Raw genomic sequence first — 25,453 nt, 5'->3', positions numbered from 1 at the left:
CAACCAGGTCGGGTGTAACCGACCCGGACCGGGGTAGCCGGGCGGCATGGAGCTGGTCGAGGAGACGCCGTACCGGTTCCGGATCGACCGGCACGACTCGATGCGGGTCCCGGGCGTGGTCTTCGCGTCGCGGCCGCTGCTGCCGGACGCCGGGGCGGACAAGTCGCTGGATCAGGTGGCGAACGTGGCCACCCTGCCCGGCATCGTGACTGCTTCCTACGCCATGCCGGACATCCACTGGGGCTACGGCTTCCCGATCGGCGGGGTGGCCGCCACGGACGTCGAGGCGGACGGGGTGGTCTCGCCCGGCGGCGTGGGCTTCGACATCTCCTGCGGCGTGCGGCTGCTCGCCGCCGGACTGGACCGCGCCGAGCTACGGCCCCGGCTGGACGCGCTGATGGACGGCCTGGGGGCCTCGACGCCACGCGGGATGGGCAAGGGCGCGGTGTGGCACCTGTCCGACCGGGCCGAACTCGACGCGGTGATGCGCGGCGGCTCCCGGTACGCCGTGGAGCGGGGGTACGGGGTCGAGCGGGACCTGACGCGCTGCGAGGACTACGGCGCGGTGGCCGACGCCGACCCCGCTCAGGTCAGCGCGCGGGCGCTGGAGCGTGGCGCCGCCCAGGTGGGCAGCCTCGGCTCCGGCAACCACTTCCTCGAGGTGCAGGCCGTGGAGGAGGTCTACGACGAGGCGGTGGCCAGCGCCTTCGGGCTGCGTGCCGGCCAGGTCGCCGTGATGATCCACTGCGGATCACGGGGGCTGGGCCACCAGATCGCCACCGACTTCATCCACACCATGGAGCAGGTGATGCCCCGGTACGGCATCGACGTGCCGGACCGGCAGCTCGCCTGCGCGCCCGTCTCGTCTCCCGAGGGGCGGGACTACCTCGGGGCGATGGCCGCAGCCGCCAACTACGCCCGGGCGAACCGGCAGCTCCTCCACCATGCGGCGCGGGAGGTCTTTCAGCGGATCACCGGGAGCGACCTGGACCTGGTCTACGACATCTCGCACAACCTCGCGAAGATCGAGACCCACGGCGTCGACGGCGACCAGCGGCGGCTCTGCGTGCACCGCAAGGGCGCCACCCGCGCGCTGCCGCCGGGGCACTCGGATCTGCCCGACGATCTGCGCGACGTGGGGCAGCCGGTGTTGATCCCCGGGTCGATGGGGACCGACTCGTACGTGCTCGTCGGGGTGCCGGGCGCCCCGGCGTTCGCCTCCACCTGCCACGGCGCCGGTCGGATGCAGAGCCGCAAGCAGGCCACGAAGGCGGCGCGAGGGCACGATCCGCGGCGCGAACTGGAGGCGCAGGACATCGCGGTCCGCGGAAAGTCCCGGCGCGGGCTGGCCGAGGAGATGCCCATCGCGTACAAGGACATCACCGCGGTCATCGAGGCCACCGAGGGGGCCGGGCTCTGCCGGCGGGTGGCCCGGCTCGTCCCGATCGGCGTGGCGAAGGGCTGAGCGGGTCAGACGTCCAGCGTCACCGCGCAGGACCAGCCGGCCTCGTCGGGGCCGAGGCGCAGCTCGTGCAGGGACACCGCCTTCGGCACCGCGCCGACCAGCTCGACCGCCTCCGCGTCGGCGCTGCGCCAATGCACCAGCAGGCCGCCGTCGTCGGCCGCCCGCACCTCGGTCGCGAGCGGCAGCGCGCCCTCCGTCTCCAGCCGGAAGATCACTTCATTGAGTACGCCGACCAGCATGTCCTCGTCGTCCCCGGCGGGCACGGCGAACTCCGTCTCGGCGTCCGCCGTCGCACCCGCGGTGTCGACGAAGCTGTCCACCAGCGCGGCGACCGCCTCGGCCACGCAGCCCTCCCGGTCGGGCGCCCACGCCTCGATCCGCACGTCGGCGGTGTGCGGCACGTTCCTGTGTCCCCGGGCCGGTCCTCGCTCCATGCCCCGATCATGCCGCCGTTCGCCGTCCGGCCACCGGGAAATCTCGGCGCCCCCGCCAGGTGCAGCCCTGTCCGGAGGACGGCGGGGGAGAGCGGAGACCACGTCTCGCCGGTACCGTCCGCCGGGTGCGGATCACCAAGTGGAGCCACGCCTGTGTCCGGATCGAGCACGACGGTCGGGTCCTCGTCATCGACCCCGGGGCCTGGAGCGAACCCCGTGCCCTGGCCGGCGCGGACGCGGTGCTGGTCACCCACGAGCACACCGACCACGTCGACGTGCTGCGGCTGGCCGGCCTCGGCGTGCCGGTCTTCGCACCACACGACGCGCGGCTGCCCGGCCTGGCGCCGCTGCCGGTCACCGGGGTCGCGCCCGGCGAACGCTTCACCGCCGCCGGCTTCGCGGTCACCGCGCTGGGTGGCCGGCACGCCGCCATCCACGGCGGGCAGCCGGACTGCGCCAACCTCGGCTACCTGGTCGAGGGCACGCTCTACCACCCCGGCGACTCGCTGCACCCGCCCGGCCAGCCGGTCGACACGCTGCTGGTGCCGGCCCAGGCGTCCTGGCTGAAGCTGACCGAGGCGATCGAGTTCGCCCGGGCGGTCGACCCGCGCCGGGCGTTCCCGATCCACGACGCCCAGCTCAACGACCGGGGGCTGGCCAGCGTGAACGGCTGGTTCGCCGAAACCCTCGGCGACCGCTACCGCTACCTCGCCCCGGGCGAGACCGCCTGATCCCCGCCGCGCCGGGCGTCGTTCGACCGTCGGCGCCCGCCCGGCCGTCGGGCGATGGCGGCCGGTGGCATCGGGCGGCGGCCGGTGGCCAGCGGCCGGGGGCACACCGCGATCCCCTCGACGCTGCCGCGCTCGCCCGGCTCACAGCGTCGCCGGCAGGCCGAACGCCGGGAACAGGGCGTGGCCGAAGGTGGTGATCTCGAGGATCCGCCCGTCCCGCACCCGCAGCACGTCCAGCTTGAACGCCCGGAAGGTGGTGTCGCCCGGCCGCCGCAGGTAGCTCGCCGCGGCCGGCAGCCGGTTGGCGGACGTCGGCAGCAGCCGCCAGTCGCCGTCCCGCTCCGCACCGAAGGCCCGTTCCAGCAGCGGCGCGATCGTCGCGACGCCGTCGAAGCACATCGGCGCCGGCGGCATGGTGACCCGGATGTCCGGTGCCGCGACGGCGAGCGCGGCCTCGGCGTCACAGCGCTCATGCGCGTCGATGAAGCGGGCCAGCAGCTCCCGTTCCCGCTCGTCCGTCGGGTGGGTGGCCCAGTCCGCCCGCCGGGCCGGCAGGTGGGTCTGCAGACTGGCGCGGGCCCGTTGCAGGGCGCTGTTCGCCGCGGCGACGCTGGTCTCCAGCAGCGCCGCCGTCTCCGCGGCGGACCAGCCGAGCACGTCGCGCACCAGGAAGGCGGCGCGCTGCCGGGGCGGCAGCACCTGCATGGCGGCGAGGAACGCCAGCTCGATGGTCTCCCGGGTCACCGCCATCGCGTCCGGCTGGTCGTCACCCGGCGCGACCTGGTCCAGCAGCCGGTCCGGGTACGGCTGCAACCACGGCACCTCGGCGAACGACCGCACCGCGCGCGGCTGGCGATTGCTGCGGCGCAACATGTCCAGGCAGACGTTGGTGGCGATCCGGTAGAGCCAGGCCCGGACCTGCTCCCCGTCGAAGCCGTCGCGCCCCCGCCAGGCCCGCAGGTACGTCTCCTGGACCGCGTCCTCCGCATCGTCGAAGGAGGCGAGCATCCGGTAGCAGTGCACGTGCAGCTCCCGCCGGTGGCGCTCGGTCAACGCGGCGAAGTCCTCGCCCGGCTCCGTCGACGGGACGTCAAGCCCGGCGGTCACGCCGTCGCTCCGGCCCGGCCGACCTCCTGGACCAGCCACTCGTTGTTGTCCGGGTCACTGAAGGACAGGAAGGAGGCGTAGTCCCGCCGCTCCGGGTCCGGCCCCGGAGTCTGCACCCCGCCCTCCTCGAAGTGGAAGATCTCGCTCGGCTTCACGCCCCGGTCGACCAGCTCCGACCGGGCGGTGTCGATGTCCCGGACCACCAGGTGCAGCCCGCTCAGCGAGCCGGCGGCGTCCGGCCTGCGCATCAGGGCGATCGAGCAGGCGGAGCCGGGCGGGGTGAGCTGGACGACGCGGAAGTCCTCCCCGGCGCGGTGGTCCACGTCGAGCCGGAACCCGGTCTGCTCCAGGTAGAACGCCTTGGCCCGGTCCACGTCCGCGACGGGTACCACGACGAGTTCGAGCTTCCAGTCCATGATCGGCCTCCCTGGCCTCGGTGACTACCGTCAGGACGTACAACGTCGGGCGGGTCGGGGACTCATCGGTGCCGCGATGAAATATCCGTGCCCGGCGGCGCACGGGCTTCAGGACCTGGCGGCGAAGTCGACCTCCTTGGTCTCGACCGTCCCGGCCGTGCGCCCCGGCGCCGTCTGGTAGTTCCAGTACAGGTTCGTGTGCGCGATGACCTGGTCCGGCGGCGGCGCCCCCCAGGCCGTCTGGTCCTCCGTGGTGTGCGCGTCGCTGACCAGGGTCGCGTCGTACCCCCGGACGAGCGCGCCGTGCAGCGTCGAGCGGATGCAGGCATCGGTCTGTGCGCCGACGACGACGAGTCGCCCGACTCCGAGGCCCGACAGCACGGTCTCGAGGGCGGTGTCCTCAAAGGAGTCGCCGAAGTTCTTCTCGACGAGCGGCTCGGCGTCGTGTGGGGTCAGCTCGGGGACGATCTGCCAGTCGTCGCTCCCCCGCGCAAGCTGGTCGTCCGAGTGCTGGACCCAGACAACGGGGACCCGTTCCGCGCGCGCCCTCTCGACGAGGCTGCCGACATTCGCGACGACCGCGTCGCGCTCGTGAGCCCCCTCGACGACGCCGTTCTGGACGTCGACGACAAGGAGTGCGGTGTTCGGCCGGTTCTCGAGTGTGGCCATGGTCTCCCCTTACTGGCGCTGGCTCCGTGTCCACCCACGCTAGACCTACCCACCGACAACGAGCGGCCATCGCCCGCGCGGGTCAGCCCGGCGGCGGGGTGGTGCTGCGGTAGATGGTGGTGAGCCAGACGTCGAGCAGCACGTCGACCACGTCCTGTTCGGCCACGGCCGGTCCGTCGCCGGCGAAGGTCGCGTACCAGACCCGCTCATTCATCGAGTTCAACGCGATGGCGAGGTCCCGGGCGGGCGGACCATCCGGGGCGGCGCCGCGCCGGCGTTCCCCCTCGATGGCCGACGCCACCGCCTGCACCCAGCGTTCGAGCACGGCGGCCCAGAGCCGGCGCACCTCGGCGTTGGTGCCGCGTACCTGGGCGCAGGCCAGCACCACCGCCCGGTGGTCGCCGAAGGTGGCGTGGAACCGGCTGATCACCTCACGCCACCGGGCCCGCGGGTCCTCGGCGAGGCGGTCCAGCACGTCGCCGGCGGCCGCGTCCGCCCCGCGCCCCTGGGACCGGGTGCCGACCCCCGGCCGGTGCCCGGCGGGTACGTCCAGACCGGCTGGCCGGACAGCAAGGGCGCGTGGCTCTCCGCCGACGGCGTCACGTGGACCTGGCTGGACCCGCCCGAGCTGTCCTGAGCGGTGCGGGTGCTCTCGGCGGCTCCGGCCGTCGGGAGCACCCTTGGGGCCGGTGGGCTTCTGATGGGGGACTTCGACTTTCTGGTCGGCGCCGGGGACGTCGTCAGCCGTCGGCTGGTGGAGCGGCACGTGGGCAGCGACAAGTGGGACGAGTTTCTCGGCACCACGGTGGCGCACCGGTTCTTCGACGGCGCCCGCAGCTTCGACGAGATGCGCTGCCCCACCCGGGGCTTCTCCGGCTCCACGCGCATCCTCGACCCGGCGTCCGGACTCTGGTCGATCTACTGGATGCACAGCCGGGGAATTCTCGAGCTGCCGCCGGTGGTCGGCCGGTTCGTCGACGGTGTGGGCACCTTCTACGCCGACGACACCGACGAGGGGCGGCCGATCCGGTGCCGCTTCATCTGGTCCCGGATCACCCCCACCTCCTGCCGCTGGGAGCAGGCCTTCTCCACCGACGGCGAACGCACCTGGGAGACCAACTGGATCATGGAGTTCGCGCGTACTGGCTAGAGTGACGCCGTGCGGCGATGGCGGCGGGTCGATCCCTGGGCAATGCGGCAGGTGGTCGCCGGGGTGGCGATACTGTTCGGCAGCGTAGTTGTTTTCCTGTCGGCCGCGCTGGTGGTCCTACTGGTCACCCGTGGGATGCCCGCCCGTCAGGCCGGGTCCATGCTCGTCGGCGTCGCGGCGACCGGCAATTCACGTCCTTCTGGGTCCGGTTCCATCTGGTCGGCATCTACCGCAGCGAGCGTGGCCTGCTGATCCGACACCTGCACCGCTCCCGGCTGCTGCTCTGGCCGGAGGTGACCGGATTCGACGTGCGGCCGACGCGGTGGTTCGGCAGGCCGAACGGCCAGATGGAAGCCTGGGTGCTGGCCCGGGACGGGGCCGTGGAGACGCCGGTGCGGACGCGCGGTCCCGTGCGCCAGCTGCAGAAGCGGAACGGCGCGGTGCTGGCCGCCGCCGACTTCAACCTGATAATGGCACAGCTGCGCCGGGCGCACGCCGCCGCTCAGGCCGGCGGTGGCGTGGTCGTTCGGTAGATCGCCGTCAGCCAGACGTCGAGCAGCACGTCGACCACGTCCCGCTCGGCCACCGCCGGCCCGTCCCCGGCGAAGGTGGCGTACCAGACCCGCTCGTTCATCGAGTTCAGCGCAATGGCGAGGTCCCGGGCGGGCAGCCCGTCCGGGGCCGCGCCGCGCCTGCGCTCACCCTTGATGGCCGCCTCGACCGCCCGAACCCAGCGCTCCAGCACGTCGGCCCAGAGCCGGCGTACCTCGGCGTTGGTGCCGCGCACCTCGGCGCAGGCCAGCACCACCGCGCGGTGGCCGCCGAAGGTGGCGTGGAACCGGTCGATCAGCTCCCGCCAGCGGGACCGCGGGTCTTCGGCGAGCCGGTCCAGCACGTCGCCCGCGACGCCGTTCGCCTCCTCGGTGACCCGGTCGAGCAGGGTGAGCAGCACCGCGTCCTTGGACGGGAAATAGAAATAGAACGTCGGCCGGGAGATCCCGGCGCCCTTCGCCAGGTCGTCGATGGAGATGTCGCCGAAGGCGCGCCGCTCCAGCAGCCGCTCGGCCGTGGCGAGGATGGCCTGCTCCCGGTCGTCGCCTGTGGAGCGGCCCGGCCGACGCCCGCGAACGCGTGCGCCACCGGTCGGCGAACGGGCGATGGTCATTGGCCGATGCTACACCCGCTCGACATCGTGTCGATCTCATTCAACGGGGTGTTGACTGGCGTCGACGGTGGTGGATAGTGTCCGGAGCACTGCCGCACCGAACGGGAGGAGCGACTAATGCTGTTGTGCGCCTTCTCGTGTCGGCTGGACGGGCTGCGGCGCTACGAGGGGGAACTCAGAGGGGCGGACCTAACTGTGGAGGGTGATCGGTGAAGGTCACCCGGATCGCGTACTCCGTGCGCCTGAACCCGGGCAAGTACGCCGCCCTGGCGGAGCAGGCGCGTCGGTTGGGTCGGGTTCGGAGTGAGGTGTGGCAGCGTTACGGGTCGATCGCCGGCGTCGGGTCCGGACTGAAGGACCGGCAGGTGCGGGACCAGTGGCTGGCTGACGGCACGCACGTCCGGTTCGGTGTGTTGGCGAATGCGTGGAAGGAAACCGTCCGCGACGCCATGGCCGACATCGCGGCGAATTTGGCCTCGGCCAAGGTCGAGGTCCGGCGGGCGATCACCCGGCGCACCAATGATCCGGTCGAGCGCAAGCGGATGTTCACCGCGCTGAAGGCTGACCAGTGGGCCATTGATCCGTTCCTGGCTCGGCAGATGCGCAAGCACTGGAAGCGAGGCAAGGAACCGCACCCACGATCAGATCGTCGTGCGCGCCGACCAGCACCGCACCGTCGCTGACGGGCGCGGCCGGCTGTGGCTGGCGGTCCCCGGTCTCGAACGCCGCCAGATGGTCAGGATCCCGCTGTCCACGACTGTCGCCCCGACTGGCACGCTGCGGCTGATCGTGCGCCGTCCCCGGGTCGAGGTGCACTACCAGATCGACGCATCCCAGCTGCCATCGTCGCAGCGGCCATGCGGCGACCGGACGATCGGCGTTGACAAGGGCTACACCGAAGCCCTGACCGACTCCGACGGCCAGCGCCATGGCGTTCGGCTCGGCGGGCTCCTGACCACCGAGTCGGACCGGCTGAAAGAACGCAACCGGCGGCGGGCGAAGCTGCGCTCGATAGCGAACAACGCGGCCCTCCGCGGTGATCACGCCAAGGCGCGTCGGATCACGGCCAACAACCTCGGGACCGCCAAGCGGGACCGGCAGGCCGCCCGCCACCGCGCGCGGGTGCGTACGGAGATCTTCACCGCCGTGCACGGGGTCGTCGACAAGGCCGCCACGGTGGTCGCCGAAGACCTCACCACCAGCTTTGCCGGGCGCACGAGGCTCGGCAGTAACGTCAACCGGCGCCTCGCCGGGTGGACCAAAGGGCTCACCGCCGAGGCGCTTACAAACGTGTCGGAGCGCAGAGGTTCTGCGCTCGTGCACGTCAACGCCGCCTACACCTCACAAACCTGTCACCGCTGCGGCCGGCTCGGCCGACGCGGCGGGGACCGGCTTCACTGCACCTTGTGCGGGGTGGTGTGGCAGGCCGACGTGAACGCCGCGATCAACATCCTGCAGCGAGCCGGCGACCCCGACATCGCCCTGCACACCCCGCACCGCACGGTGAAGCAGATCCTGCAGGACCGGACCGATCGCCACCGGACCAGACTGCCGGTCCAGGACTCCAGCCCGGCAACAGCCGAGCGGAGAGCGAACCATCCGAACCGCTCAACAACGAGTAACCAGTAGGAAGCAGATGCCATGGCCTCCGATCACGTCGACGTCCTCATCGTCGGTGCCGGGCTCTCCGGCATCGGCGCTGCGGTGCACCTGCAGCGCAACTGCCCGGAGAAGACGTACGCGGTGCTGGAGGCGCGCGCGGCGATCGGCGGCACCTGGGACCTGTTCCGCTACCCGGGCGTCCGGTCGGACTCCGACATGTACACCCTCGGCTACTCGTTCAAGCCGTGGACCAATCCGAAGGCGATCGCCGACGGCGACTCGATCCGCGCGTACGTCCGGGAGACCGCCCGCGAGTACGGCGTCGAGGAGCAGATCCGCTTCCAGCACCGGGTGGTCCGCGCGGAGTGGGACAGCGCCCGGGCCCGGTGGACGGTCCACGCCCACCGCGACGACACCGGCGAGGACGTCGTCCTCACCTGCTCGTTCCTCTTCACCTGCTCCGGCTACTACCGCTACGACGAGGGCTACATCCCGCCCCTCCCGGGCGTCGGGCGGTACGCCGGTCGGTTGGTGCACCCGCAGCACTGGCCCGAGGACCTCGACTACACCGGCAAGCGGGTGGTGGTGATCGGCAGCGGCGCGACCGCGGTGACCCTGGTGCCCGCGATGGCCGAGCGGGCCGAACACGTCACCATGCTGCAGCGCTCACCCACGTACGTCATCTCGCTGCCGTCGCGGGACGTGCTGGCCGACGCGCTGCGGCGCTGGCTGCCGGCGACGGCCGCGTATCCGGTGGTGCGCTGGAAGAACGTGCTGCTCGGGGTGGCCACCTACCAGCTCAGCCGGCGCGCACCCGGGCTGGCCAGGAAACTGCTCCGCCGGGGGGCCCAGGGCCGGCTCCCGGTCGGCTACGACATCGACCGGCACTTCTCGCCCCGCTACAACCCCTGGGACCAGCGGCTCTGCGTGGTCCCCGACGGCGACCTCTTCGAGTCGGTGAAGGCGGGACGGGCGTCGGTGGTGACCGACACCATCGACACCTTCACCGAGCAGGGCATCCGGCTCGCCTCCGGCGAGGAGCTGCCGGCCGACATCATCGTCACCGCCACCGGGCTCAACCTGCTCGGCCTCGGCGGGATGACGCTCGCCGTCGACGGGGCGGACGTCGACCTGGCGCAGACCGTCGCCTACAAGGGCATGATGCTCTCCGGCGTGCCGAACTTCGCGATGACCATCGGCTACACCAACGCCTCCTGGACGTTGAAGGCCGATCTGGTCGCCACCTACGTCTGCCGGCTGCTGCGTCACCTGGACGCCACGGGCCAGCAGATCGTCACCCCGGTGGCGCCGACCTCCGGCGAGCTGGAGCCGATCATCAATCTGAGGTCCGGTTACGTGCTGCGCAGCGTGGACCAGCTGCCCAAGCAGGGCCCGACGGCGCCCTGGCGGCTGCACCAGAACTACCCCCGGGACGTGCTGCTGATGCGGCACGGCCGGCTGACCGACGCGGGTGTCCGGTTCTCCCGCGCCGCGTCGAACGGCACCACAGCCGCGCCCGGGGACCCCGCCGTCCCGGTGGGACGGCCGGCCGCCGGGACGGCGACCGAGCCCGCCGACACCCCCGTCGCCTGACTGCCGGCCCGACCGGCACGGAAAGGAGCGCACCGGATGCGTGACTTCGTCTTCCCCGGCGGCACGGCCGTGGTCACCGGCAGCGCCAGCGGGATCGGGGAGGCGCTGGCCCACGGGCTCGCCCGGCGCGGCAGCGACCTGGTCCTGCTCGACCGGGACGCCGAGCGGCTCGACGCGGTGGTCGCCGCGATCCGCGCGGCCCACCCCGACCGGCGGATCCACACCTACCTGGTCGACCTCGCCGACGCCGACGCCACCGACCGGGTGGCCGAGGAGATCCGCCGCCGGCACCCCCGGATCCGCCTGCTGGTGAACAACGCGGGTGTCGCGCTGGGCGGCCGGTTCGACCAGGTGACCCTGGACGAGTTCAGCTGGGTGATCGACATCAACTTCCGGGCCGTGGTGCGGCTGACCCACGCGCTGCTGCCCGCGCTGAAGGCCGAGCCGGGCGCCCACCTGGTCAACGTCTCCAGCCTGTTCGGGCTGATCGCGCCGGCCGGCCAGGCCGCCTACTCGGCGAGCAAGTTCGCCGTCCGGGGCTTCACCGAGGCGCTGCGCCACGAGCTGGTCGACGACGGCATCGGCGTGACCTCCGTGCACCCGGGCGGCATCCGGACCCGGATCGCGCAGAGCGCCCGGGTCGGCAGCGGCGTCTCCCCGGAGGAGTACGAGGCGGGCCGGCGGCAGTTCGAGAAGCTGCTCTCCATCGACCCGGCGACGGCCGCCGAGGTGATCCTGCGCGGCGTCGAGCGGCGGCGGGGCCGGGTCCTCATCGGTTGGTCGGCGAAGCTGCCCGACCTGCTGGCCCGGATCGCCCCCGCCTCGTACCACCGGATCCTCGCCCTCGGGCTCAACCGGAGCGCGGGCGGCCCGGCGACCCGGTCGACGTCCGACCCGGACGGCGCCGAGGTGCCCGCGCCGCGGCCCGCAACGGAGCCGGTCGCGCCCGACCAGGCGGACACCCCCGGGCGGCCGGCGTGACGCCGGTGTCCCTGCCGGCGGCGGACGAGCTGACGGTGGCGGGACGCCGGGTGCGCTGCCGGATCGAGGGCGCCGGTCCGTCGGTCGTGCTGCTGCACGGCATCGGCCGTACCCTGGACGACTTCACGGCGCAGCGGGACCTGCTGGCCCGCGATCACCGGGTGGTCAGCCTCGACCTGCCCGGCCACGGCGGCTCCGCGCCGCTGGACGGGCCGCACACTCTGCCGGCGCTGGCCCGGGCCGTCGCGGAGTTCCTCGACGCGGCCGGCGTCACCGAACCCGCGCACCTGGTCGGCAACTCGCTCGGCGGGGCGGTGGCGATGCGGCTGGCCGCCGACGACCCGTTCCGGGCGGCCAGCCTGGTGCTGGTCAACAGCGCCGGGTTCGGCCGGGAGGTGACCGTCGCGCTGCGGCTGCTCGCCCTGCGTCCGCTCGGCCGGCTGCTGCTGCGCCCGCACCCGGCCATCGCGCGCCGCACCGAGCTGGCCATCTTCCACGACCCGGCGTACGCCACCGAGGAGCGCATCGCGCACGCCCTGGCGGTGGCCCGGCAGCCGCACGCCGCCCGGGTCATGCTGGAACTCGTCCGTAGCCTCGGCACCGTCCGGGGCGTCCGGCCACAGTGGCGCGAGGAGCTGCTCGGGGCGGTGTCCGCACTGGACATCCCCACCCTGGTGGTCTGGGGCGACCGGGACCTGATCCTCCCCGCCGCCCACCTGGTGGCCGCCCGGGCCCGGCTGCCGAAGGCCCGCACCCACCTCTTCCCCGACACCGGGCACATGCCGCAGATCGAGCGGGCGGCCGAGTTCCACCGGCTGGTCAGGCAGTTCTGGTCGGGGCCCGGTGCCGGATGACGAGCGTCAGCGCCACCAGGACGAAGAGGACGCCGGCCAGCACGTGGATCGGCGCGGGCAGCCACGGCGCGACCAGCACCAGGACGATCGCCACGGGAAACGTGAGCAGGCCGAGGCCGCGCTTCCAGCGCAGGTGCAGCAGCCAGAGGGCGAGCAGGTAGACCGCGACCGGCACCGCGGTGGCGTAGGCGGCGGTCCGGCCGGACACATGTGCCTGGTGCAGGTCGTGGTCGACGGCGACGGCCAGCCCGGCGCCCACCGCGGCGATCGCCGCGAAGATCAGGTAGTGGCCGTAGCCCCAGAACAGGGAGCCGCGCAGCGAGGCGGGCGGCACCGGGCCCGGCCGGTCGAAGTAGAGCCACCAGAGCGCGAAGACGATCACGGCACCGGCGGCGGCCAGCGACCACAGCTGCGGGTTACCTGCGTCGACGCCGCTCTGGATCGCCACCGAGGTGGAGAGCACCACCTCGCCGAGCACGATCAGGGTGAACAGCTGGTACCGCTCGGCGATGTGGTGCGGGTGCCAGCTGGTCTTCCCGCGCCGCTCCGCCACCACGGGCACGAGCACGTCGGCTACGGCCAGCACCAGGAACGCCGGCATCGCCCAGCCCTCCGGCAGGGCGAGCCGGAGCAGCCAGCCGAGCTGCACCACGGCAACCCCCAGGGCGTACGTCGTCGTGGTGGCCCGGTGCTCCGGGTCGCCGGCGGCCGCCCGTACCCAGTTGGCCACGGTGGCCAGCCGCATCACCACGTACCCGTAGGTGATGATGGTGAAGTCGGCTTCGGTGAACGCGCGCGGCACGCCGGCGGCCAGGATCAGCGCTCCGGAGATCTGCACCAGCGTGGTGATCCGGTAGACGTCGTCGTCGGTGTCGTAGGCGGAGGCGAACCAGGTGAAGTTCATCCACGCCCACCAGATCGCGAAGAACACCGTCAGGTAGCTGGTCACCGCGTGGCCGAGGTGGTCCTCCGCCACGTCGTGGTGCAGGTTGCCGGCGGCCTGCGCGACGGCGACCACGAAGCAGAGGTCGAAGAAGAGTTCCAGCGGCGTGGCGACCCGGTGCTCCTCGTCCGGGCGGCGGGCCTGCATCGGCCGGTACCAGCCGCGGGTCAGTGGAGTGGTGGTCAATGATGCTCCTCGCCGGACGCCCGCCTGATGCGCCCACACGATAGCCCGGCGCCCGGGCCGATCAGCCCCGGAAACGTGCATCCCACCAGCGACGCCGTGGCCGGTCAGCAACAGCGCCGCCTCGCCGTACGTGCCGAGCCGCTGGGCGAAGCCATCGACCTGCCGATACGGCGGCCGGGCAATTCCCGCCGCACGCCAGGTGCGGCTCCCCGCTGTGCGGGAACACCGTCCCATGGCCGACGTGACCCTCTTCCTCGCCGGTGACGTGATGACCGGCCGGGGGGTGGACCAGATCCTGCCCCGGCCGGGCCCGCCGGCGCTGCGGGAGCCGGCGGTCACCGACGCCGGGCGCTACGTCGAGCTGGCCGAGTCGGTCGCCGGACCGGTCCCGCGCCCGGCGCCGCCGGAGTGGCCGTGGGGCGATGCGCTGCGGCTCCTCGACGAGCTGCGCCCGGACGTGCGGATGGTCAACCTGGAGACCTCGGTGACCGACCGGGGCGAGTACGCCCCCGGCAAGCCCATCCACTACCGGATGCACCCGGCGAACGTCCACTGCCTCACCGCGGCCCGGCTCGACATCTGCGCGCTGGCCAACAACCACGTCCTCGACTTCGGCCCGGAGGGGCTCACCGACACCGTCGACGCCCTGCGGCGGGCGGGCATCACGCCGGTCGGCGCCGGCCGGGACGAGGACGAGGCGTGGCGCCCGGCCCAGGTGCCGCTCGACGCCGGTGGCCGGCTGCTGCTCTGGTCGGTGGGGGCACCGTCCAGCGGGGTCCCGCCCCAGTGGGCGGCGGCGGCCGGGCGGCCCGGCGTGGCGTACCTGCCCGAGGCCTCCGACGCGACGGCCGAGGCGCTCGCCGAGCGGGTCGCCCGGGAGGCCGGGCCGGCGGACCTGGTGGTGGTCTCCGTGCACTGGGGCTCGAACTGGGGCTACGAGGTGCCGGACGAGCACCGGCGCTTCGCGCACCGGCTCGTCGAGTCCGGGGTGCACGTCGTGCACGGGCACTCCTCGCACCACCCCCGCCCGATCGAGGTGCACCGGGGCCGGCTCATCCTCTACGGCTGCGGCGACCTGATCGACGACTACGAGGGGATCGGCGGGGAGGAGTCGTACCGGCCGGAGCTTCGCCTGCTGCACCTGCCCACCTTCGACGCCGGCACCGGTGAGCTGCACCGGCTGCGGCTGGCGCCGGTGCGGATGCGGCGAATGCGCCTGCAACGGGCCGCGCCGGAGGAGGCCCGCTGGCTGGCGGAGCTGCTGGACGGGCTCGGCGCGCCGTACCGGACCCGGTTCGTCCGCGGCGACGACGGCCTGATCAGCCAGGGCTGAACGTCGCCCGGGCGGCAACCGTCCGTGGCCTGGGCCACTTTCCGGTGTGCTCGGCCGCAGCTGGGACGCATCATAGATACATGACGCATCCCACCGCGTCGCCCCGCGCCGCCGAGCCGTCGGCGGCCGAGCGGGCGTACCGGCACCTCAAGCAGGCGATCCTGGAGCAGGTCTACCCCGGTGGGCTGCTGATCAGCGAGGGCGAGATCGCCGAGGCGGCCGGCGTCTCCCGCACGCCCGTTCGCGAGGCGCTGCTGCGCTTGGAGGCCGAGGGGCTGGTGGCCCTCTATCCGAAGCGCGGCGCGCTGATCCGGCCGGTCTCCGCCCGGGAGATCACCGACGTGATCGAGGCGCGCCGACTGGTGGAGCTGCACGCCGCCGAGAAGGTGTGGCCCCGCCGGGCCGAGCTACGGCCCGAGCTGACCCGCTGGCTCGCCGAGATGCGGCGGGCGTACGCGGCCGGAGACGTGACCGCGCTGATGGCCGCCGACCGGGCCTTCCACGCCACCATCGTCGAGGCGGCCGGCAACGAGATCCTCGCCGAGCTGTACCAGCGGCTGCGCGACCGCCAGGTGCGGATGGGCGAGGCGAGCTTCCGGCTCTCGCCGGGCTGGGCGCAGGTGGTGCTCACCGAGCACGCCGGTCAGCTCGCCGCCCTGGAGGGCGACGACATGCAGGCCTGGCTCGACGCCGTCGGCGCCCACGTCGACAACGCCGCGACCGTGCTGCGGACGCTGCGGTGAGGGCCGCCCTCGCCGCCGCCCGGCGCCGGCCGGCCGGCCTGGTCTTCGCGGTGGCGCTCAGCGCGTACGTCGCCGCGGTGTTCCACCGCAGCTCGCTCGGCGTGACCGGGGTGGACGCGGCGGACCGCTTCCACATCAACGCCTCCACGCTGGCCACCTTCACCGTCGCCCAACTCGCCGTGTACGCGGCCATGCAGGTGCCGGTCGGGGCGCTGCTGGACCGGTTCGGCTCGCGCCGGCTGCTGCTGACCGGTGGCGCGCTGATGGTTGCCGGCCAGCTCTGCTTCGCCGTCGCCACCGACGTACGCCTCGCCGTCGCCGCCCGGGTCCTGGTCGGCCTCGGCGACGCGACGACCTTCATCAGCGTGCTGCGGATCGTGGCGTTCTGGTTCCCCGGGCGGCGCAACCCGCTGCTGGTGCAGCTCACCGCCACGCTCGGGCAGCTCGGCGCGGTCCTCGGCGCCGTACCCCTGGTGGCGCTGCTGCACCACGCCGGCTGGACCCCCGCGTTCCTCACCGCCGCCGCGGTCGGCGCCACGGTGCTGTTGCTGGTGCTCGTCGTGGTCCGGGACACCTCGCACGCCGAGCACCTCGCCGCCGCCCCGGACCTCGCCACCGTACGTCGGCAGCTCGCCGCGGCCTGGGCCCAGCCGGGCACCCGCCTCGGCCTCTGGACCCACTTCGTCACCCAGTTCTCCGGCTCGGTCTTCGCGCTGCTGTGGGGCTACCCGTTCCTGGTACAGGGCGAGGGGCTGAGCCCGACCGCCGCCGCCTCCCTGCTCACCCTGATGACCCTCGCGGCGCTGGTGAGCGGCCCGGTCATCGCGCACCTGTGCGCCCGGCACCCGTTCCGCCGCTCGGTCATGGTCTTCACCATCACCGCCGGCACCGCGGCGGTCTGGGCGGTGGTGCTCGCCTGGCCGGGACGGGCGCCGCACTGGCTGCTGGTGACCCTGGTGGTGGTGCTGGCCGTCAACGGTCCCGGCTCGATAATCGGGTTCGACTACGCCCGCACCTTCAACCCCGTCCACCGGATCGGCAGCGCCACCGGCATCGTCAACGTCGGCGGTTTCGTCGCCTCCATCGCCCTCGTGCTGGCCGTCGGGGTGGTGCTCGACCTGGCCACCCCCGCCGGCCGGTCCACGCCGCCGCTGGACGCGTTCCGCTGGGCGTTCGCGGTGCAGTACCTGCTCTGGGGCCTCGGCGCGGTCCAGGTGCTGCGCTACCGCAACGCCGCCCGCCGCCGGTACGCCGCCGAGCGGGCCGCCGCCGCGCCGGTCCCGGCGGCCGCCTGACCGACTCAGGCGCGGATGCGGCGGTGCGTGAGTGCGTCCAGGACCAGGGTCAGACCGGCGCCGACCAGCCAGACGTCCTTGGCCAGGCCGATGCCCGCCTGGGTCGGCTTCAGGCTGTCCTGCTCCCGCATCCCTGGGGTCTTCAGGTAGAGCTGCACCAGGCCGGCGCCGAACGCGGCCAGCGCGAGACCGGCCACCAGTGACGGCACGAACGGGTTGATCAGGGCGGCGCCCAGGGCGATCTCACCGCGGGACAGCAACTTGGCGAAGCGCGGCGGGTCGAACTGCCGGAGCTGGGGGACCGCCCCCACCGCCATGCCGTGCATGGCCTCGGCTGCCTGCCCCTCCAGCGTGCGATGGCTCAGGCCGGAATTGAGGATGAACGCGCCGGTGCTGAGTCGCAACGGCGCATGCGTCAGCTTCATGATCATGACCACTCCCGTCGGTGCCGGAGAACGTGCCCCGCGTACCCGGCACCAGCCGGGATAACCCGCCGCGTACGGCTGGGCCGGCGGCCACCGCGGCGGTAGGTTCGCGGGAAAGCGTGATCACCGCCGCAGGCAGGAGGAGACCGTGAGCCAGGAAGTCCGGGGAGTCGTGTCGCGGCAGAAGGGCGTGCCGGTGGAGGTCACCACGGTCGTGGTGCCGGACCCGGGACCGGGCGAGGCGGTGGTGCGCGTCCAGTCCTGCGGGGTCTGCCACACCGACCTGCATTACCGCGACGGCGGCATCACGGACGAGTATCCGTTCCTGCTCGGGCACGAGGCCGCCGGCATCGTGGAGCAGGTGGGGGAGGGGGTCACCGAGGTGGCGCCCGGCGACTTCGTGGTGCTCAACTGGCGCGCGGTCTGCGGGGTGTGCCGGGCCTGCCGCCGGGGCCGCCCCTGGTACTGCTTCAACACCCACAACGCCGCGCAGAAGATGACCCTGACCGACGGCACCGAGCTGACGCCCGCGCTGGGCATCGGCGCCTTCGCGGAGAAGACGCTGGTGCACGCCGGGCAGTGCACCAAGGTCGACCCGGCCGCCCGGCCGGCCGCCGTGGGGCTGCTCGGCTGTGGCGTGATGGCCGGTCTCGGCGCGGCCATGAACACCGGCCAGGTGACCCGGGGCGACTCGGTCGCCGTGATCGGCTGCGGTGGCGTCGGGGACGCGGCGGTGGCCGGCGCGACGCTGGCCGGCGCGACGACGATCATCGCGGTGGACACGGACTCCCGCAAGCTCGACTGGGCGCGCAAGTTCGGCGCCACGCACACCGTCAACGCCTCCGTGGACGACCCGGTCGAGGCGATCCGCGCGGCCACCGGCGGCTTCGGCGCCGACGTGGTGATCGACGCGGTGGGCCGGCCGGAGACCTGGAAGCAGGCGTTCTACGCCCGCGACCTGGCCGGGACGGTCGTGCTGGTCGGCGTACCGACCCCGGAGATGACCATCGAGCTGCCGCTGCTGGACGTCTTCGGCCGCGGCGGCGCCCTCAAGTCCAGCTGGTACGGCGACTGCCTGCCCAGCCGGGACTTCCCGGCGCTCACCGAGCTCTACCTGCAGGGCCGCCTCGACCTGGACGCCTTCGTCACCGAGGAGATCGCCCTGGACCAGGTCGAGGAGGCGTTCACCCGGATGCACCACGGCGACGTGCTCCGCTCGGTGGTGGTCTTCCCGTGAGCGCCCGCGTCGACCACACCGTCACCTCCGGCACGTTCTCCCTGGACGGCCAGACCTTCGACGTGGACAACAACGTCTGGGTGATCGGCGACGACGCCGAGTGCGTCGTCATCGACGCGCCGCACCGAGCGGACGCCATTCGCCGCGTCGTAGGGGATCGCCGGGTGGTGGCCATCCTGGCCACCCACGCCCACGACGACCACGTCCGGGCGGCGCCGGCACTGGCCTGGGCCACCGACGCGCCGGTGCTGCTGCACCCCGCCGACCGCGTGCTCTGGGACCTGGTTCACCCGGACGTCCCGCCGAACGGGGAGCTGACCGACGGGGCGGAGGTCCAGGTGGCCGGCACGACGCTGCGGGTGCTGCACACCCCCGGCCACAGCCCGGGCGCGTGCAGTTTCCACGCCCCGGCGTTCGGTGTCGTCTTCACCGGCGACACCCTCTTCGCCGGCGGGCCCGGCGCCACCGGTCGTTCCTACAGCGACTTCGGCACCATCATCGACTCGATCCGGAGCCGGCTGCTCACCCTCCCGCCGGAGACCGTGGTGCACACCGGGCACGGCGACAGCACCACCATCGGCGCCGAGGCACCCCACCTCGACGAGTGGATCGCCCGGGGGCGCTGACCCCGATCAGCCGGGGCTCAGCGTTCGCCGTCGAGCACCGGCTTGACGTCCAGCACCGGGGTGCCGTCCAGCGCCTCCAGCTCGGCCACCCGGACCCGCAGGCCGTCCACCTCGCGGATCCGGACCCGGTGCAGCCCGATCGGGTTCGGCCGGTGCGGCGAGCGGGTGCTGAACACGCCCGTCTCCGGCCGGGACAGGTCACCGCGCGGGTGCACGCTCAGCACGTCGCGTCGGGCCCGGTCCAGCCAGGTCAGCACCAGCACGTCGGTGCCGGGCCGCAGGTCCCGCACCGCCCGGGCGACCCGCTCGTCGAAGACCAGCCACGCCTCCGGCGCCCCCTCGTCGGCCTGCTTCGGGGCCAGCTCGGGGTCGGTCAGCGGGGACTCCACCCGGCCGACCGGGCGCAGCGCGTACCCGTCGTGGTTCATCCGGTGGCCTCCCGCAGCATGTGCAGTCGGACGGTGGTGCCGGTGGCGGTGCTGTGCACCCGGACCAGGTCGCAGAGGGCGTGCACGATGACCAGCCCGCGGCCGCCGACGCCGTCGACCGCCGGGGCCAGCCGGCCGGCGAGCGGGTCGGCGAGCCACCCGTCGTCGCGGATCTCGCAGACCAGATGCGTGCCGGTCAGCCACACCTGGAGGGTGCCGGCGCCGCCGGCGTGCGCGACGCTGTTGGCCGCCAGTTCGGTCACCGCGATCTGCAGGTCCGCCACCCGGTCGGCGTGCAGGCCGGCGCCCGCGGCGTGGTCCGCGACGAACCGGCGCACCCCCGGCAGCGCGGCCAGGTCGTACCGGAGCGTGGCCACCCGCTCCGCCGGGGTGGGCAGCGGCCTGTTGTGCCGGGCGACCACGTCCGACGGGGCATAGTCGGCGCTGGTCCGCCGCCCGGCCCGGTCGACCAGCAGCGGGTGGGTGCCGCGAGCCTCCGCGAGCACGCCGGCATCCAGCGAGGTCGCGTCGTACGGGCACAGGATGCTCACCTCGCGACCGGCGAACGCCCAGTTGATCGCGGCCTCGTGCTGCGCGCACGCCGGGTACTCCACGTCGGTGCGGGCGGCCCAGATCGGCTCGCCGATGATCCGCACCCGCCGGTCCGGGTGCTTGTCGGCGAACGCCTGGAGCACCCACGGGATGATCCGGCCGGGGTTTCGCCCGGCCTCGGTCATGTCGGTGTACCCGACGGCCTCGCCGGCCGGCCCGACTGCGGCGCGGATCAGCTCGAGCTGCGGGCCGGGGGCCGCCACCAGGACCGGTTCATCGGCGGCCAACCCCTCCTCGACGAACGGCACCGTCCCGGCCAGCAGGCCGGCGACGTCGGTGTAGAAGAGCCCCTCGTGGACGAATCCCTGCCTTCCGGGCACCGTCATGCCGGCAGCTCCACCGGGTCGCTCTCCCCGAGCAGGTCGAGTAGCCGGCTCAGCGCCGGACGGCATCCCACCAGCCGTACGCGGGCGCTCCGTTCGGCCCGGACCAGGGCGCATGCGGCACGCACGTCCGCGAAGCTCAGCTCGGAGACGTCCAGCACCGCCGGCCGGTCCGTAGGTGCCCGGCCGGTCACGTCGGCGAGCACGGCGGTGAACGCCTCCCGGTTGCTCTGGTCCACCTGCCCCACCAGCCGCAGCCCCGGCGGGTCGGTCGTCCGGAAGGCCCGCAGCAGTGGCGTCCAGGCTTCGCCCGCCTGCGGTCCGGCCGTCGCCGGATGCGCGGCGGCCACCGCCCGCAGCTGCTCGGCCGGAAAGTCCCTCCGGTCGTAGAGGCACATCCCCGCGACCCGCCCGTCCAGGAACAGTCGGGTTGTCTGCGCCTCGTACCAGCGCAGGTCGTCGATCGTCGTGTCGCTGCGCGACACCCACCCCATCTCTCCGGCCAGTCGCAGCCCCGGGTAGCCCTCGCGGCGGGCCCCGACGATCTTCTCGGCCAGCGAGTCGAGCATCGCCTGCGGCGCGAGTCGACCGGCAGCCAGGTAACTCTCCGCCGCCGGCTGGATGCGCAGCTGACCGCTGGCCACCGCCGCCTCGGTCGGCACGCCGGCGGCCTCCAGGTGCGCCCGCGCGGCCCGGGGCGAGGCGGCATCGGCAGAGAAGATGACCTTGTGGCCGAGTCGGAGGCCCGTGGCGATGAAGCGCCCGACGGCGTCGAGGGCCTCGGCCTCGTCGTCGTGGGCCCAGCAGACGTGGTCTCCGAGGTGGATCCGGTCGACCATCGCGCTTGCAGTCACCGTCATCGCCTTCCGGTCGGCGCGTCCCTCACTTTAGCCCTGGAGTGGAGGTTGACCCAACGGGCGGCCACCCAAGGGCTTGCCCGTCCGGCCGGCGGGGTTTAACCTGCGGAAGGACCCGGATGCCGGCGCGCAGCGCCGCCCGGAGTCCTCCTCACCGCCCGGTGCCCGGTCCGTGACCGCACCCGGCGCTCTCTTCCACCGTTCCCGGCGATCCGCTGGCCGCGTCCTGCCGAGCGCGGTGCGTCCGGCTCGCGCCGCACCGCCTTCCCTCGCCGTCCGTCCCTGCTCGGGCGTCGTGCCGGCGCGGGCGGTCACCTCACCCGAAAGGCACCCGATGAACCTCCAACCCACCACTTTGACGCCGATCAGCGGCGTCCTCGACACCGACGACGATCGGGCGCTCGTCCGGGTCTGCGGCTACCTGCCGTCCCCGGACGACGCGTACGTCTCCACCACTCAGCTGCACCGGCACGGCCTGCGCCGCGGCGACCTGGTCACCGGCGCGGTGCGCCCCGGCGAGCCACGACGCGGCCGGCACGCCCCGCTGGTCCGGCTGGACACCATCAACGGGATGGAGCCGGAGGAGGCGAAGCGTCGGCCGGAGTTCTACAAGCTCACTCCGCTGTACCCGCAGGAGCGGCTGCGGCTGGAGACCGAGCCGCACATCCTGACCACTCGGGTGATCGATCTGGTCATGCCGATCGGTAAGGGGCAGCGGGCGCTGATCGTCTCGCCGCCGAAGGCCGGTAAGACCATGGTGCTGCAGGCGATCGCGAACGCGATCACCCGTAACAACCCGGAGTGCCATCTGATGGTGGTGCTGGTGGACGAGCGGCCGGAAGAGGTCACCGACATGCAGCGGTCGGTGAAGGGCGAGGTCGTCGCGGCCACGTTCGACCGTCCGCCGCAGGACCACACGACGGTGGCGGAGCTGGCGATCGAGCGGGCGAAGCGGCTGGTCGAGCTGGGGCACGACGTGGTCGTGCTGCTCGACTCGCTGACCCGGCTCGGCCGCGCGTACAACCTCGCGGTCCGCTCCGGTGGGCGTACGCTCTCCGGCGGCGTGGACGTGGCCGCGCTCAACCCGCCGAAGCGGCTGCTCGCCGCGGCCCGCAACATCGAGGACGGCGGCTCGCTGACCGTCATCGCGTCGGCCCTGGTCGACACCGGGTCCGCCGCCGACACGCTCATCCACGAGGAACTCAAGAGCACCGGCAACGCCGAGCTGCGGTTGGACCGCGCGCTGGCCGACCGCCGTACCTTCCCCGCCGTCGACCTACGCCCGTCCGGCACCCGCCGGGAAGAACTGCTCTTCACCGGCATCGAGCTGAACCGGTTGCGCGGTCTGCGTTCCGCACTGTCCCAGCTGGACCGTCAGCAGGCCATGGACCAGCTGCTCCGCCAGCTCGTCACCAGCCCGGACAACGACCGCTTCCTCGCCCGGCTGGACGGGGTCACCCGCGGCTAGGATGCATCGGCATGACCACGGATGCCGATGACCAGCCGACCGTACGCCAGCTGCGCCTCGTCGTGGCGGCCGACGACTACGACGCGGCGGTCGCCTTCTTCCGGGACGCCCTCGGCCTGCCCGAACAGGCCGCCTTCTCCGGCGGGGACGGCGCCCGCGTGGTCATCCTCGACGCGGGACGGGCCACCCTGGAGATCGCCAACCCGGCGCAGAAGAAAATGATCGACGAGGTCGAGGTGGGCCGACAGGTCGCCCCCCGCATCCGGCTCGCGTTCGAAGTGGACGACAGCCGCGCCGCCACCGAGCGCCTGGTCGCCGCCGGTGCAACCGAGGTCGCGCCGCCCACGGTCACCCCGTGGCAGTCGCTCAACGCTCGGCTCGACGCCCCGGCCGGTCTGCAGATCACCGTCTTCCAGGAGCTGCGCAGCCTCGACGAGCGGACCGGCCTCGACGGCTTCGGCACCGACGCCTGACGGTTCCGGTGGCCGTTCCATCGGGCAGGTAATTGGGCTGCGTGCGGCCGCGTCGTTGTCCATACTCGCCCCCGTGTCCGCCTTCCGCACCGATCAGGGGTCGCAGGGTCCGGCCCTCACCCCGGCGCAGACCGCAGCCCTGCGGTACGTCCGGGAGGTGGCGCTGCGGGACCGACCGGCCGCGCTCGCCGTCATCGCGCGGCACCTCGCCGGATCGGGTACGGCGTACCAGCCGGAACAGGTGATCGCCGCGGTCGCCACGCACGGCCGGCTGACGCTCAACTTCCACCCCGACCGACTGCTGCGCGACGGCCGTACGGTGGCCGCCGCGCTCGCCGAGGAGGGCGTGTACCGCAGCCAGTTCGAGACCGGCATCTCCAACGGTGGGCTGACCGCCTACCCCGGCGGCGACCGGGACCGCTGGGAGGAGACGCTGTTCGGTGGGGCGTACCAGAGCGCGACCGTGCGCCCTGCGGACCGGCCGAAGTACGGCGGCCTGAACCTGCTGGACCATCCGGACGGCGCCTGCCCCCGGTTCGGCTCCTGCCACCTGCGGCTGCGCCCCGAGGTCCTCGGCCGGACCACCCTCTGCTTCGGCGACAGCCACCTCGGACCGAAGGACCTCGGCACCGTCGACGTCTTCGAGCCGGTGCTCGCGGCGCTGCTCGAGGCGACCGCCGGGACCGGGATCAGCCTCGGCGTGGCCGGGCTGGACACGGACGCCCTGCTCCGCACGTTGGTCCGCCGCCGGGAGTGGGAGTCCGGGCGGCCGGGGGCGGCCGGGCGCGCGCTGGACGACTACATCGAGGCCCAGATCCACGGGGAGCTGAGCCTGGCCCGGGACGTCGAGGCGATGGTGGTCGACCCGTCGTTCCGGGACACCGAAGTGGGGCGGACGCTCGCGGAGATCGCGCGACGGCACGCCTTTCCGCTGCTCTGGCACGCCGGGTTCGAGTTGCCCGTGGACGGGATCGACCCGGAGTTCCGCGGGCCCGCCATCCCGCCGCTGGCCGCCCGGGTGCACGCCGAGTTCGCCCGCCCGGGTGAGCCGGTCGACGCCGCGCTGATCGGCCGGGCCGCCGCCTCCGTCGTCTCGGAACCGCAGCGTTGGGCGGATCGCGGCCCCACCGAGGTCACCCTGCAGCACCTCAAGCAGCTCTGGCACGTCCTGGTCCGGTTCGGTACGCCGGCCGCCCGCTGACCTCAGCCCGTCCTGCTCACGCTCCCGCCGGCGCGGTTCCCGCCCGAGCCGTTCGGACCCCGAATCCGGTCTGTGATGGAATGGGGGTTTTGTTCCCGCGCCTGGGAGTCCACGGCGGTGTGTCGCATACACCTCGTGACCTGGGCCGCAGCCGCCCGCATCCCCGGCATTTCCGGAATGACCGACACGTGAACCTGGTTGTGTCCCCCGTACCGCCGGAACCTAAACCCGTACCGGCCCAGAAGTTTCCCAGGGGCGCTCACCCCGGAGCGCGTCGTAACGATCGAAAGGGCAACCATCGTGAAGGAACACTTCACTCGATGGCTCCCCGCCATCGCGAAGACCAAGCAGGACTTCTCTCAATGGCTCCCGGCCATCGCGAAGACCGCGCAGAGCAAGATCGCAAAGACCCCGCAGAACAAGGCCGCGCTGAGCATCGCCGGCGTGGCGGCCATCGGCGCCCTGGCGTTCGGCCCGACCGCCGTCGCCGCGCCGGTGACCAGCGGACCGCACGCCGGCGCCGTCGCCGCCATCGACCTGGCGACCGGCAAGAAGACCGAGACCGACCCGGCGACCGGCAAGAAGACCGAGACTGTCGAGCCGGCGCAGACGACCGGCGCCGACAAGGTGACCCAGCCGGATTCGGAGAAGCCGAGCCGGGACCAGCTCGTCCCGCACGGCGTCGAGGGCGCCCAGTCGCGCATCCCGCTCGACGACGCGCAGGTCGACAACGCCAAGGCCATCGTCAAGGCGGCCAAGGAGAGCGGCGTGGGGGAGCGGGGCGCCGTGATCGGTGTCGCCACCTCGCTGCAGGAGTCGAAGCTCTACAACCTCGGCCACCTGGGCGCGTCCAACGACCACGACTCGGAGGGTCTGTTCCAGCAGCGCCCGTCGTCCGGTTGGGGCACGCCCGAGCAGATCACCGACCCCGACTACGCCTCCAAGGCGTTCTTCAACGCGCTGAAGAACGTGCACGGGTGGCAGGATCTGCCGCTGAGCACGGCGGCGCAGACCGTCCAGGTGTCGGCCTTCCCGTTCGCGTACGCGCAGTGGGAGGAGCAGGCGGCGGACATCGTGCAGCAGGTCTGGTGAGCCCTGCTGTGAGCTGAGTTCGGCCAAGCCGGCCGGTCCCCTTT

General features: G+C 73.1%; 28 protein-coding genes and 2 pseudogenes. 19 read left to right on the top strand and 11 right to left on the bottom strand.

What is annotated here, in order from left to right; translation table 11 throughout:
- The first annotated feature begins 46 nt into the window (after positions 1 to 46).
- Complete coding sequence (locus tag GA0070624_RS22300; RefSeq protein ID WP_091344107.1) at positions 47 to 1,465, top strand: RtcB family protein; 1,419 nt, start codon at positions 47 to 49, stop codon at positions 1,463 to 1,465.
- A gap of 5 nt (positions 1,466 to 1,470) precedes the next feature.
- On the opposite strand, the gene GA0070624_RS22295 is transcribed toward GA0070624_RS22300, so the two are convergent.
- Positions 1,471 to 1,899, bottom strand: a complete 429-nt coding sequence (locus GA0070624_RS22295) for an archease (protein ID WP_091344105.1) — start codon at positions 1,897 to 1,899, stop codon at positions 1,471 to 1,473.
- A 125-nt stretch (positions 1,900 to 2,024) separates the two neighbouring features.
- On the opposite strand from GA0070624_RS22295, the gene GA0070624_RS22290 reads away from it, so the two are divergent.
- Positions 2,025 to 2,630: an MBL fold metallo-hydrolase gene (locus GA0070624_RS22290; protein WP_091344103.1), complete on the top strand. Its 606-nt coding sequence runs from the start codon at positions 2,025 to 2,027 to the stop codon at positions 2,628 to 2,630.
- A gap of 141 nt (positions 2,631 to 2,771) precedes the next feature.
- On the opposite strand, the gene GA0070624_RS22285 is transcribed toward GA0070624_RS22290, so the two are convergent.
- From GA0070624_RS22285 to GA0070624_RS22270, 4 genes and pseudogenes are all read right to left on the bottom strand, one after another.
- Positions 2,772 to 3,737 (bottom strand): RNA polymerase subunit sigma-70, encoded by a 966-nt coding sequence (locus GA0070624_RS22285; protein WP_091344101.1) that lies wholly within the window; start codon positions 3,735 to 3,737, stop codon positions 2,772 to 2,774.
- Positions 3,734 to 4,153, bottom strand: coding sequence for a VOC family protein (locus GA0070624_RS22280; protein WP_091344099.1), 420 nt, complete (start codon positions 4,151 to 4,153; stop codon positions 3,734 to 3,736). The genes GA0070624_RS22285 and GA0070624_RS22280 overlap by 4 nt, the downstream gene beginning before the upstream one ends.
- Before the next feature lie 108 nt (positions 4,154 to 4,261).
- Complete coding sequence (locus GA0070624_RS22275) at positions 4,262 to 4,822, bottom strand: cysteine hydrolase family protein (RefSeq protein ID WP_091344097.1); 561 nt, start codon at positions 4,820 to 4,822, stop codon at positions 4,262 to 4,264.
- 82 nt (positions 4,823 to 4,904) lie between these two features.
- Positions 4,905 to 5,318, bottom strand: a pseudogene (locus GA0070624_RS22270) (TetR/AcrR family transcriptional regulator); the annotation flags it as partial.
- On the opposite strand from GA0070624_RS22270, the gene GA0070624_RS34935 reads away from it, so the two are divergent.
- From GA0070624_RS34935 to GA0070624_RS22260, 3 genes are all read left to right on the top strand, one after another.
- Positions 5,235 to 5,459, top strand: coding sequence for a hypothetical protein (locus tag GA0070624_RS34935; RefSeq protein WP_176731531.1), 225 nt, complete (start codon positions 5,235 to 5,237; stop codon positions 5,457 to 5,459). The pseudogene GA0070624_RS22270 and the gene GA0070624_RS34935 sit on opposite strands and share 84 nt — an antisense overlap.
- 63 nt (positions 5,460 to 5,522) lie before the next feature.
- Positions 5,523 to 5,972 carry a hypothetical protein gene (locus tag GA0070624_RS22265; RefSeq protein WP_091344095.1) on the top strand — a complete coding sequence of 150 codons (450 nt, stop codon included), beginning with the start codon at positions 5,523 to 5,525 and terminating at the stop codon, positions 5,970 to 5,972.
- 293 nt (positions 5,973 to 6,265) lie between these two features.
- Positions 6,266 to 6,505, top strand: coding sequence for a hypothetical protein (locus tag GA0070624_RS22260; RefSeq protein ID WP_091344093.1), 240 nt, complete (start codon positions 6,266 to 6,268; stop codon positions 6,503 to 6,505).
- Here the strand turns inward: GA0070624_RS22260 and GA0070624_RS22255 are convergent.
- The gene (locus GA0070624_RS22255) at positions 6,475 to 7,137 is read right to left on the bottom strand and encodes a TetR/AcrR family transcriptional regulator (RefSeq protein ID WP_091344091.1); all 663 of its coding nucleotides are present in this window, start codon (positions 7,135 to 7,137) and stop codon (positions 6,475 to 6,477) included. The genes GA0070624_RS22260 and GA0070624_RS22255 overlap by 31 nt on opposite strands.
- Before the next feature lie 209 nt (positions 7,138 to 7,346).
- Here GA0070624_RS22255 and GA0070624_RS35330 point away from each other — a divergent pair, with 209 nt between their 5' ends.
- The 5 genes from GA0070624_RS35330 to GA0070624_RS22235 are packed head-to-tail and all read left to right on the top strand — an operon-like array spanning position 7,347 to position 12,167.
- Positions 7,347 to 7,820, top strand: coding sequence for a hypothetical protein (locus GA0070624_RS35330; protein WP_218105253.1), 474 nt, complete (start codon positions 7,347 to 7,349; stop codon positions 7,818 to 7,820).
- Entirely contained in the window at positions 7,789 to 8,766 is a 978-nt protein-coding gene (locus GA0070624_RS22250; RefSeq protein WP_218105252.1) for an RNA-guided endonuclease TnpB family protein, read from the top strand. Before GA0070624_RS35330 ends, GA0070624_RS22250 begins: the two co-directional genes overlap by 32 nt.
- Before the next feature lie 12 nt (positions 8,767 to 8,778).
- On the top strand, positions 8,779 to 10,332 hold the full coding sequence (locus tag GA0070624_RS22245) for a flavin-containing monooxygenase (RefSeq protein WP_091344089.1): 1,554 nt from the start codon (positions 8,779 to 8,781) through the stop codon (positions 10,330 to 10,332).
- Between the two features lie 36 nt (positions 10,333 to 10,368).
- Positions 10,369 to 11,313, top strand: coding sequence for an SDR family NAD(P)-dependent oxidoreductase (locus GA0070624_RS22240; RefSeq protein ID WP_091344087.1), 945 nt, complete (start codon positions 10,369 to 10,371; stop codon positions 11,311 to 11,313).
- Positions 11,310 to 12,167 (top strand): alpha/beta fold hydrolase, encoded by an 858-nt coding sequence (locus GA0070624_RS22235; RefSeq protein ID WP_245718931.1) that lies wholly within the window; start codon positions 11,310 to 11,312, stop codon positions 12,165 to 12,167. The genes GA0070624_RS22240 and GA0070624_RS22235 overlap by 4 nt, the downstream gene beginning before the upstream one ends.
- Here the strand turns inward: GA0070624_RS22235 and GA0070624_RS22230 are convergent.
- Positions 12,133 to 13,296 carry a low temperature requirement protein A gene (locus GA0070624_RS22230; RefSeq protein ID WP_245718930.1) on the bottom strand — a complete coding sequence of 388 codons (1,164 nt, stop codon included), beginning with the start codon at positions 13,294 to 13,296 and terminating at the stop codon, positions 12,133 to 12,135. The genes GA0070624_RS22235 and GA0070624_RS22230 overlap by 35 nt on opposite strands.
- Before the next feature lie 232 nt (positions 13,297 to 13,528).
- Here GA0070624_RS22230 and GA0070624_RS22225 point away from each other — a divergent pair, with 232 nt between their 5' ends.
- The 3 genes from GA0070624_RS22225 to GA0070624_RS22215 all read left to right on the top strand — a co-directional run bounded on the left by GA0070624_RS22225 (position 13,529) and on the right by GA0070624_RS22215 (position 16,667).
- Complete coding sequence (locus tag GA0070624_RS22225; RefSeq protein WP_091344084.1) at positions 13,529 to 14,629, top strand: CapA family protein; 1,101 nt, start codon at positions 13,529 to 13,531, stop codon at positions 14,627 to 14,629.
- An 80-nt stretch (positions 14,630 to 14,709) separates the two neighbouring features.
- The gene (locus tag GA0070624_RS22220) at positions 14,710 to 15,372 is read left to right on the top strand and encodes a GntR family transcriptional regulator (RefSeq protein ID WP_091344082.1); all 663 of its coding nucleotides are present in this window, start codon (positions 14,710 to 14,712) and stop codon (positions 15,370 to 15,372) included.
- Entirely contained in the window at positions 15,369 to 16,667 is a 1,299-nt protein-coding gene (locus GA0070624_RS22215; protein WP_091344080.1) for an MFS transporter, read from the top strand. The genes GA0070624_RS22220 and GA0070624_RS22215 overlap by 4 nt, the downstream gene beginning before the upstream one ends.
- A gap of 5 nt (positions 16,668 to 16,672) precedes the next feature.
- Here GA0070624_RS22215 and GA0070624_RS22210 read toward each other — a convergent pair whose 3' ends face one another.
- On the bottom strand, positions 16,673 to 17,098 hold the full coding sequence (locus GA0070624_RS22210) for a hypothetical protein (protein WP_245718929.1): 426 nt from the start codon (positions 17,096 to 17,098) through the stop codon (positions 16,673 to 16,675).
- A 142-nt stretch (positions 17,099 to 17,240) separates the two neighbouring features.
- Between GA0070624_RS22210 and GA0070624_RS22205 the strand changes: the two genes are divergently transcribed.
- Both GA0070624_RS22205 and GA0070624_RS22200 read left to right on the top strand, forming a co-directional pair.
- Positions 17,241 to 18,329 carry an S-(hydroxymethyl)mycothiol dehydrogenase gene (locus GA0070624_RS22205; protein WP_091344078.1) on the top strand — a complete coding sequence of 363 codons (1,089 nt, stop codon included), beginning with the start codon at positions 17,241 to 17,243 and terminating at the stop codon, positions 18,327 to 18,329.
- Positions 18,326 to 18,955, top strand: coding sequence for an MBL fold metallo-hydrolase (locus GA0070624_RS22200; protein WP_091344076.1), 630 nt, complete (start codon positions 18,326 to 18,328; stop codon positions 18,953 to 18,955). Before GA0070624_RS22205 ends, GA0070624_RS22200 begins: the two co-directional genes overlap by 4 nt.
- 17 nt (positions 18,956 to 18,972) lie before the next feature.
- Here the strand turns inward: GA0070624_RS22200 and tsaA are convergent, their stop codons facing one another.
- The 3 genes from tsaA to GA0070624_RS22185 are packed head-to-tail and all read right to left on the bottom strand — an operon-like array spanning position 18,973 to position 21,172.
- Entirely contained in the window at positions 18,973 to 19,383 is a 411-nt protein-coding gene (gene tsaA / locus GA0070624_RS22195; protein ID WP_091344074.1) for a tRNA (N6-threonylcarbamoyladenosine(37)-N6)-methyltransferase TrmO, read from the bottom strand.
- Positions 19,380 to 20,321, bottom strand: coding sequence for a sensor histidine kinase (locus GA0070624_RS22190; protein WP_091344072.1), 942 nt, complete (start codon positions 20,319 to 20,321; stop codon positions 19,380 to 19,382). Before GA0070624_RS22190 ends, tsaA begins: the two co-directional genes overlap by 4 nt.
- The gene (locus GA0070624_RS22185; protein WP_176731821.1) at positions 20,318 to 21,172 is read right to left on the bottom strand and encodes an MEDS domain-containing protein; all 855 of its coding nucleotides are present in this window, start codon (positions 21,170 to 21,172) and stop codon (positions 20,318 to 20,320) included. The genes GA0070624_RS22190 and GA0070624_RS22185 overlap by 4 nt, the downstream gene beginning before the upstream one ends.
- A 328-nt stretch (positions 21,173 to 21,500) precedes the next feature.
- Between GA0070624_RS22185 and rho the strand changes: the two are divergent.
- The 4 genes and pseudogenes from rho to GA0070624_RS22160 all read left to right on the top strand — a co-directional run.
- Positions 21,501 to 22,643: pseudogene (rho, locus tag GA0070624_RS22180) on the top strand (transcription termination factor Rho); the annotation flags it as partial.
- Positions 22,644 to 22,654: 11 nt separating this feature from the next.
- The gene (locus GA0070624_RS22175) at positions 22,655 to 23,116 is read left to right on the top strand and encodes a VOC family protein (RefSeq protein ID WP_091344067.1); all 462 of its coding nucleotides are present in this window, start codon (positions 22,655 to 22,657) and stop codon (positions 23,114 to 23,116) included.
- Between the two features lie 73 nt (positions 23,117 to 23,189).
- Positions 23,190 to 24,317 carry a DUF3626 domain-containing protein gene (locus GA0070624_RS22170; protein ID WP_245718928.1) on the top strand — a complete coding sequence of 376 codons (1,128 nt, stop codon included), beginning with the start codon at positions 23,190 to 23,192 and terminating at the stop codon, positions 24,315 to 24,317.
- Positions 24,318 to 24,617: 300 nt separating this feature from the next.
- A complete protein-coding gene (locus GA0070624_RS22160) occupies positions 24,618 to 25,409 on the top strand; it encodes a hypothetical protein (RefSeq protein WP_091344064.1) in 792 nt (263 codons plus the stop codon).
- Positions 25,410 to 25,453: the final 44 nt, after the last annotated feature.

This window comes from Micromonospora rhizosphaerae (assembly GCF_900091465.1).
Lineage (GTDB): Bacteria > Actinomycetota > Actinomycetes > Mycobacteriales > Micromonosporaceae > Micromonospora > Micromonospora rhizosphaerae.
This window is presented reverse-complemented; position numbering and strand designations above follow the sequence as displayed.

Excerpts from the sequence above, each read along its gene's own strand:
- GA0070624_RS22295 (WP_091344105.1), bottom strand. The coding sequence starts at position 1,899 with ATGGAGCGAGGACCGGCCCGGGGACACAGGAACGTGCCGCACACCGCC.
- GA0070624_RS22240 (WP_091344087.1), top strand. The coding sequence starts at position 10,369 with ATGCGTGACTTCGTCTTCCCCGGCGGCACGGCCGTGGTCACCGGCAGC.
- GA0070624_RS22245 (WP_091344089.1), top strand. The coding sequence starts at position 8,779 with ATGGCCTCCGATCACGTCGACGTCCTCATCGTCGGTGCCGGGCTCTCC.
- GA0070624_RS22265 (WP_091344095.1), top strand. The coding sequence starts at position 5,523 with ATGGGGGACTTCGACTTTCTGGTCGGCGCCGGGGACGTCGTCAGCCGT.
- GA0070624_RS22255 (WP_091344091.1), bottom strand. The coding sequence starts at position 7,137 with ATGACCATCGCCCGTTCGCCGACCGGTGGCGCACGCGTTCGCGGGCGT.
- tsaA (WP_091344074.1), bottom strand. The coding sequence starts at position 19,383 with ATGAACCACGACGGGTACGCGCTGCGCCCGGTCGGCCGGGTGGAGTCC.
- GA0070624_RS22300 (WP_091344107.1), top strand. The coding sequence starts at position 47 with ATGGAGCTGGTCGAGGAGACGCCGTACCGGTTCCGGATCGACCGGCAC.
- GA0070624_RS22220 (WP_091344082.1), top strand. The coding sequence starts at position 14,710 with ATGACGCATCCCACCGCGTCGCCCCGCGCCGCCGAGCCGTCGGCGGCC.
- GA0070624_RS22190 (WP_091344072.1), bottom strand. The coding sequence starts at position 20,321 with ATGACGGTGCCCGGAAGGCAGGGATTCGTCCACGAGGGGCTCTTCTAC.
- GA0070624_RS22210 (WP_245718929.1), bottom strand. The coding sequence starts at position 17,098 with ATGATCATGAAGCTGACGCATGCGCCGTTGCGACTCAGCACCGGCGCG.
- GA0070624_RS22280 (WP_091344099.1), bottom strand. The coding sequence starts at position 4,153 with ATGGACTGGAAGCTCGAACTCGTCGTGGTACCCGTCGCGGACGTGGAC.
- GA0070624_RS22175 (WP_091344067.1), top strand. The coding sequence starts at position 22,655 with ATGACCACGGATGCCGATGACCAGCCGACCGTACGCCAGCTGCGCCTC.
- GA0070624_RS22225 (WP_091344084.1), top strand. The coding sequence starts at position 13,529 with ATGGCCGACGTGACCCTCTTCCTCGCCGGTGACGTGATGACCGGCCGG.
- GA0070624_RS22275 (WP_091344097.1), bottom strand. The coding sequence starts at position 4,822 with ATGGCCACACTCGAGAACCGGCCGAACACCGCACTCCTTGTCGTCGAC.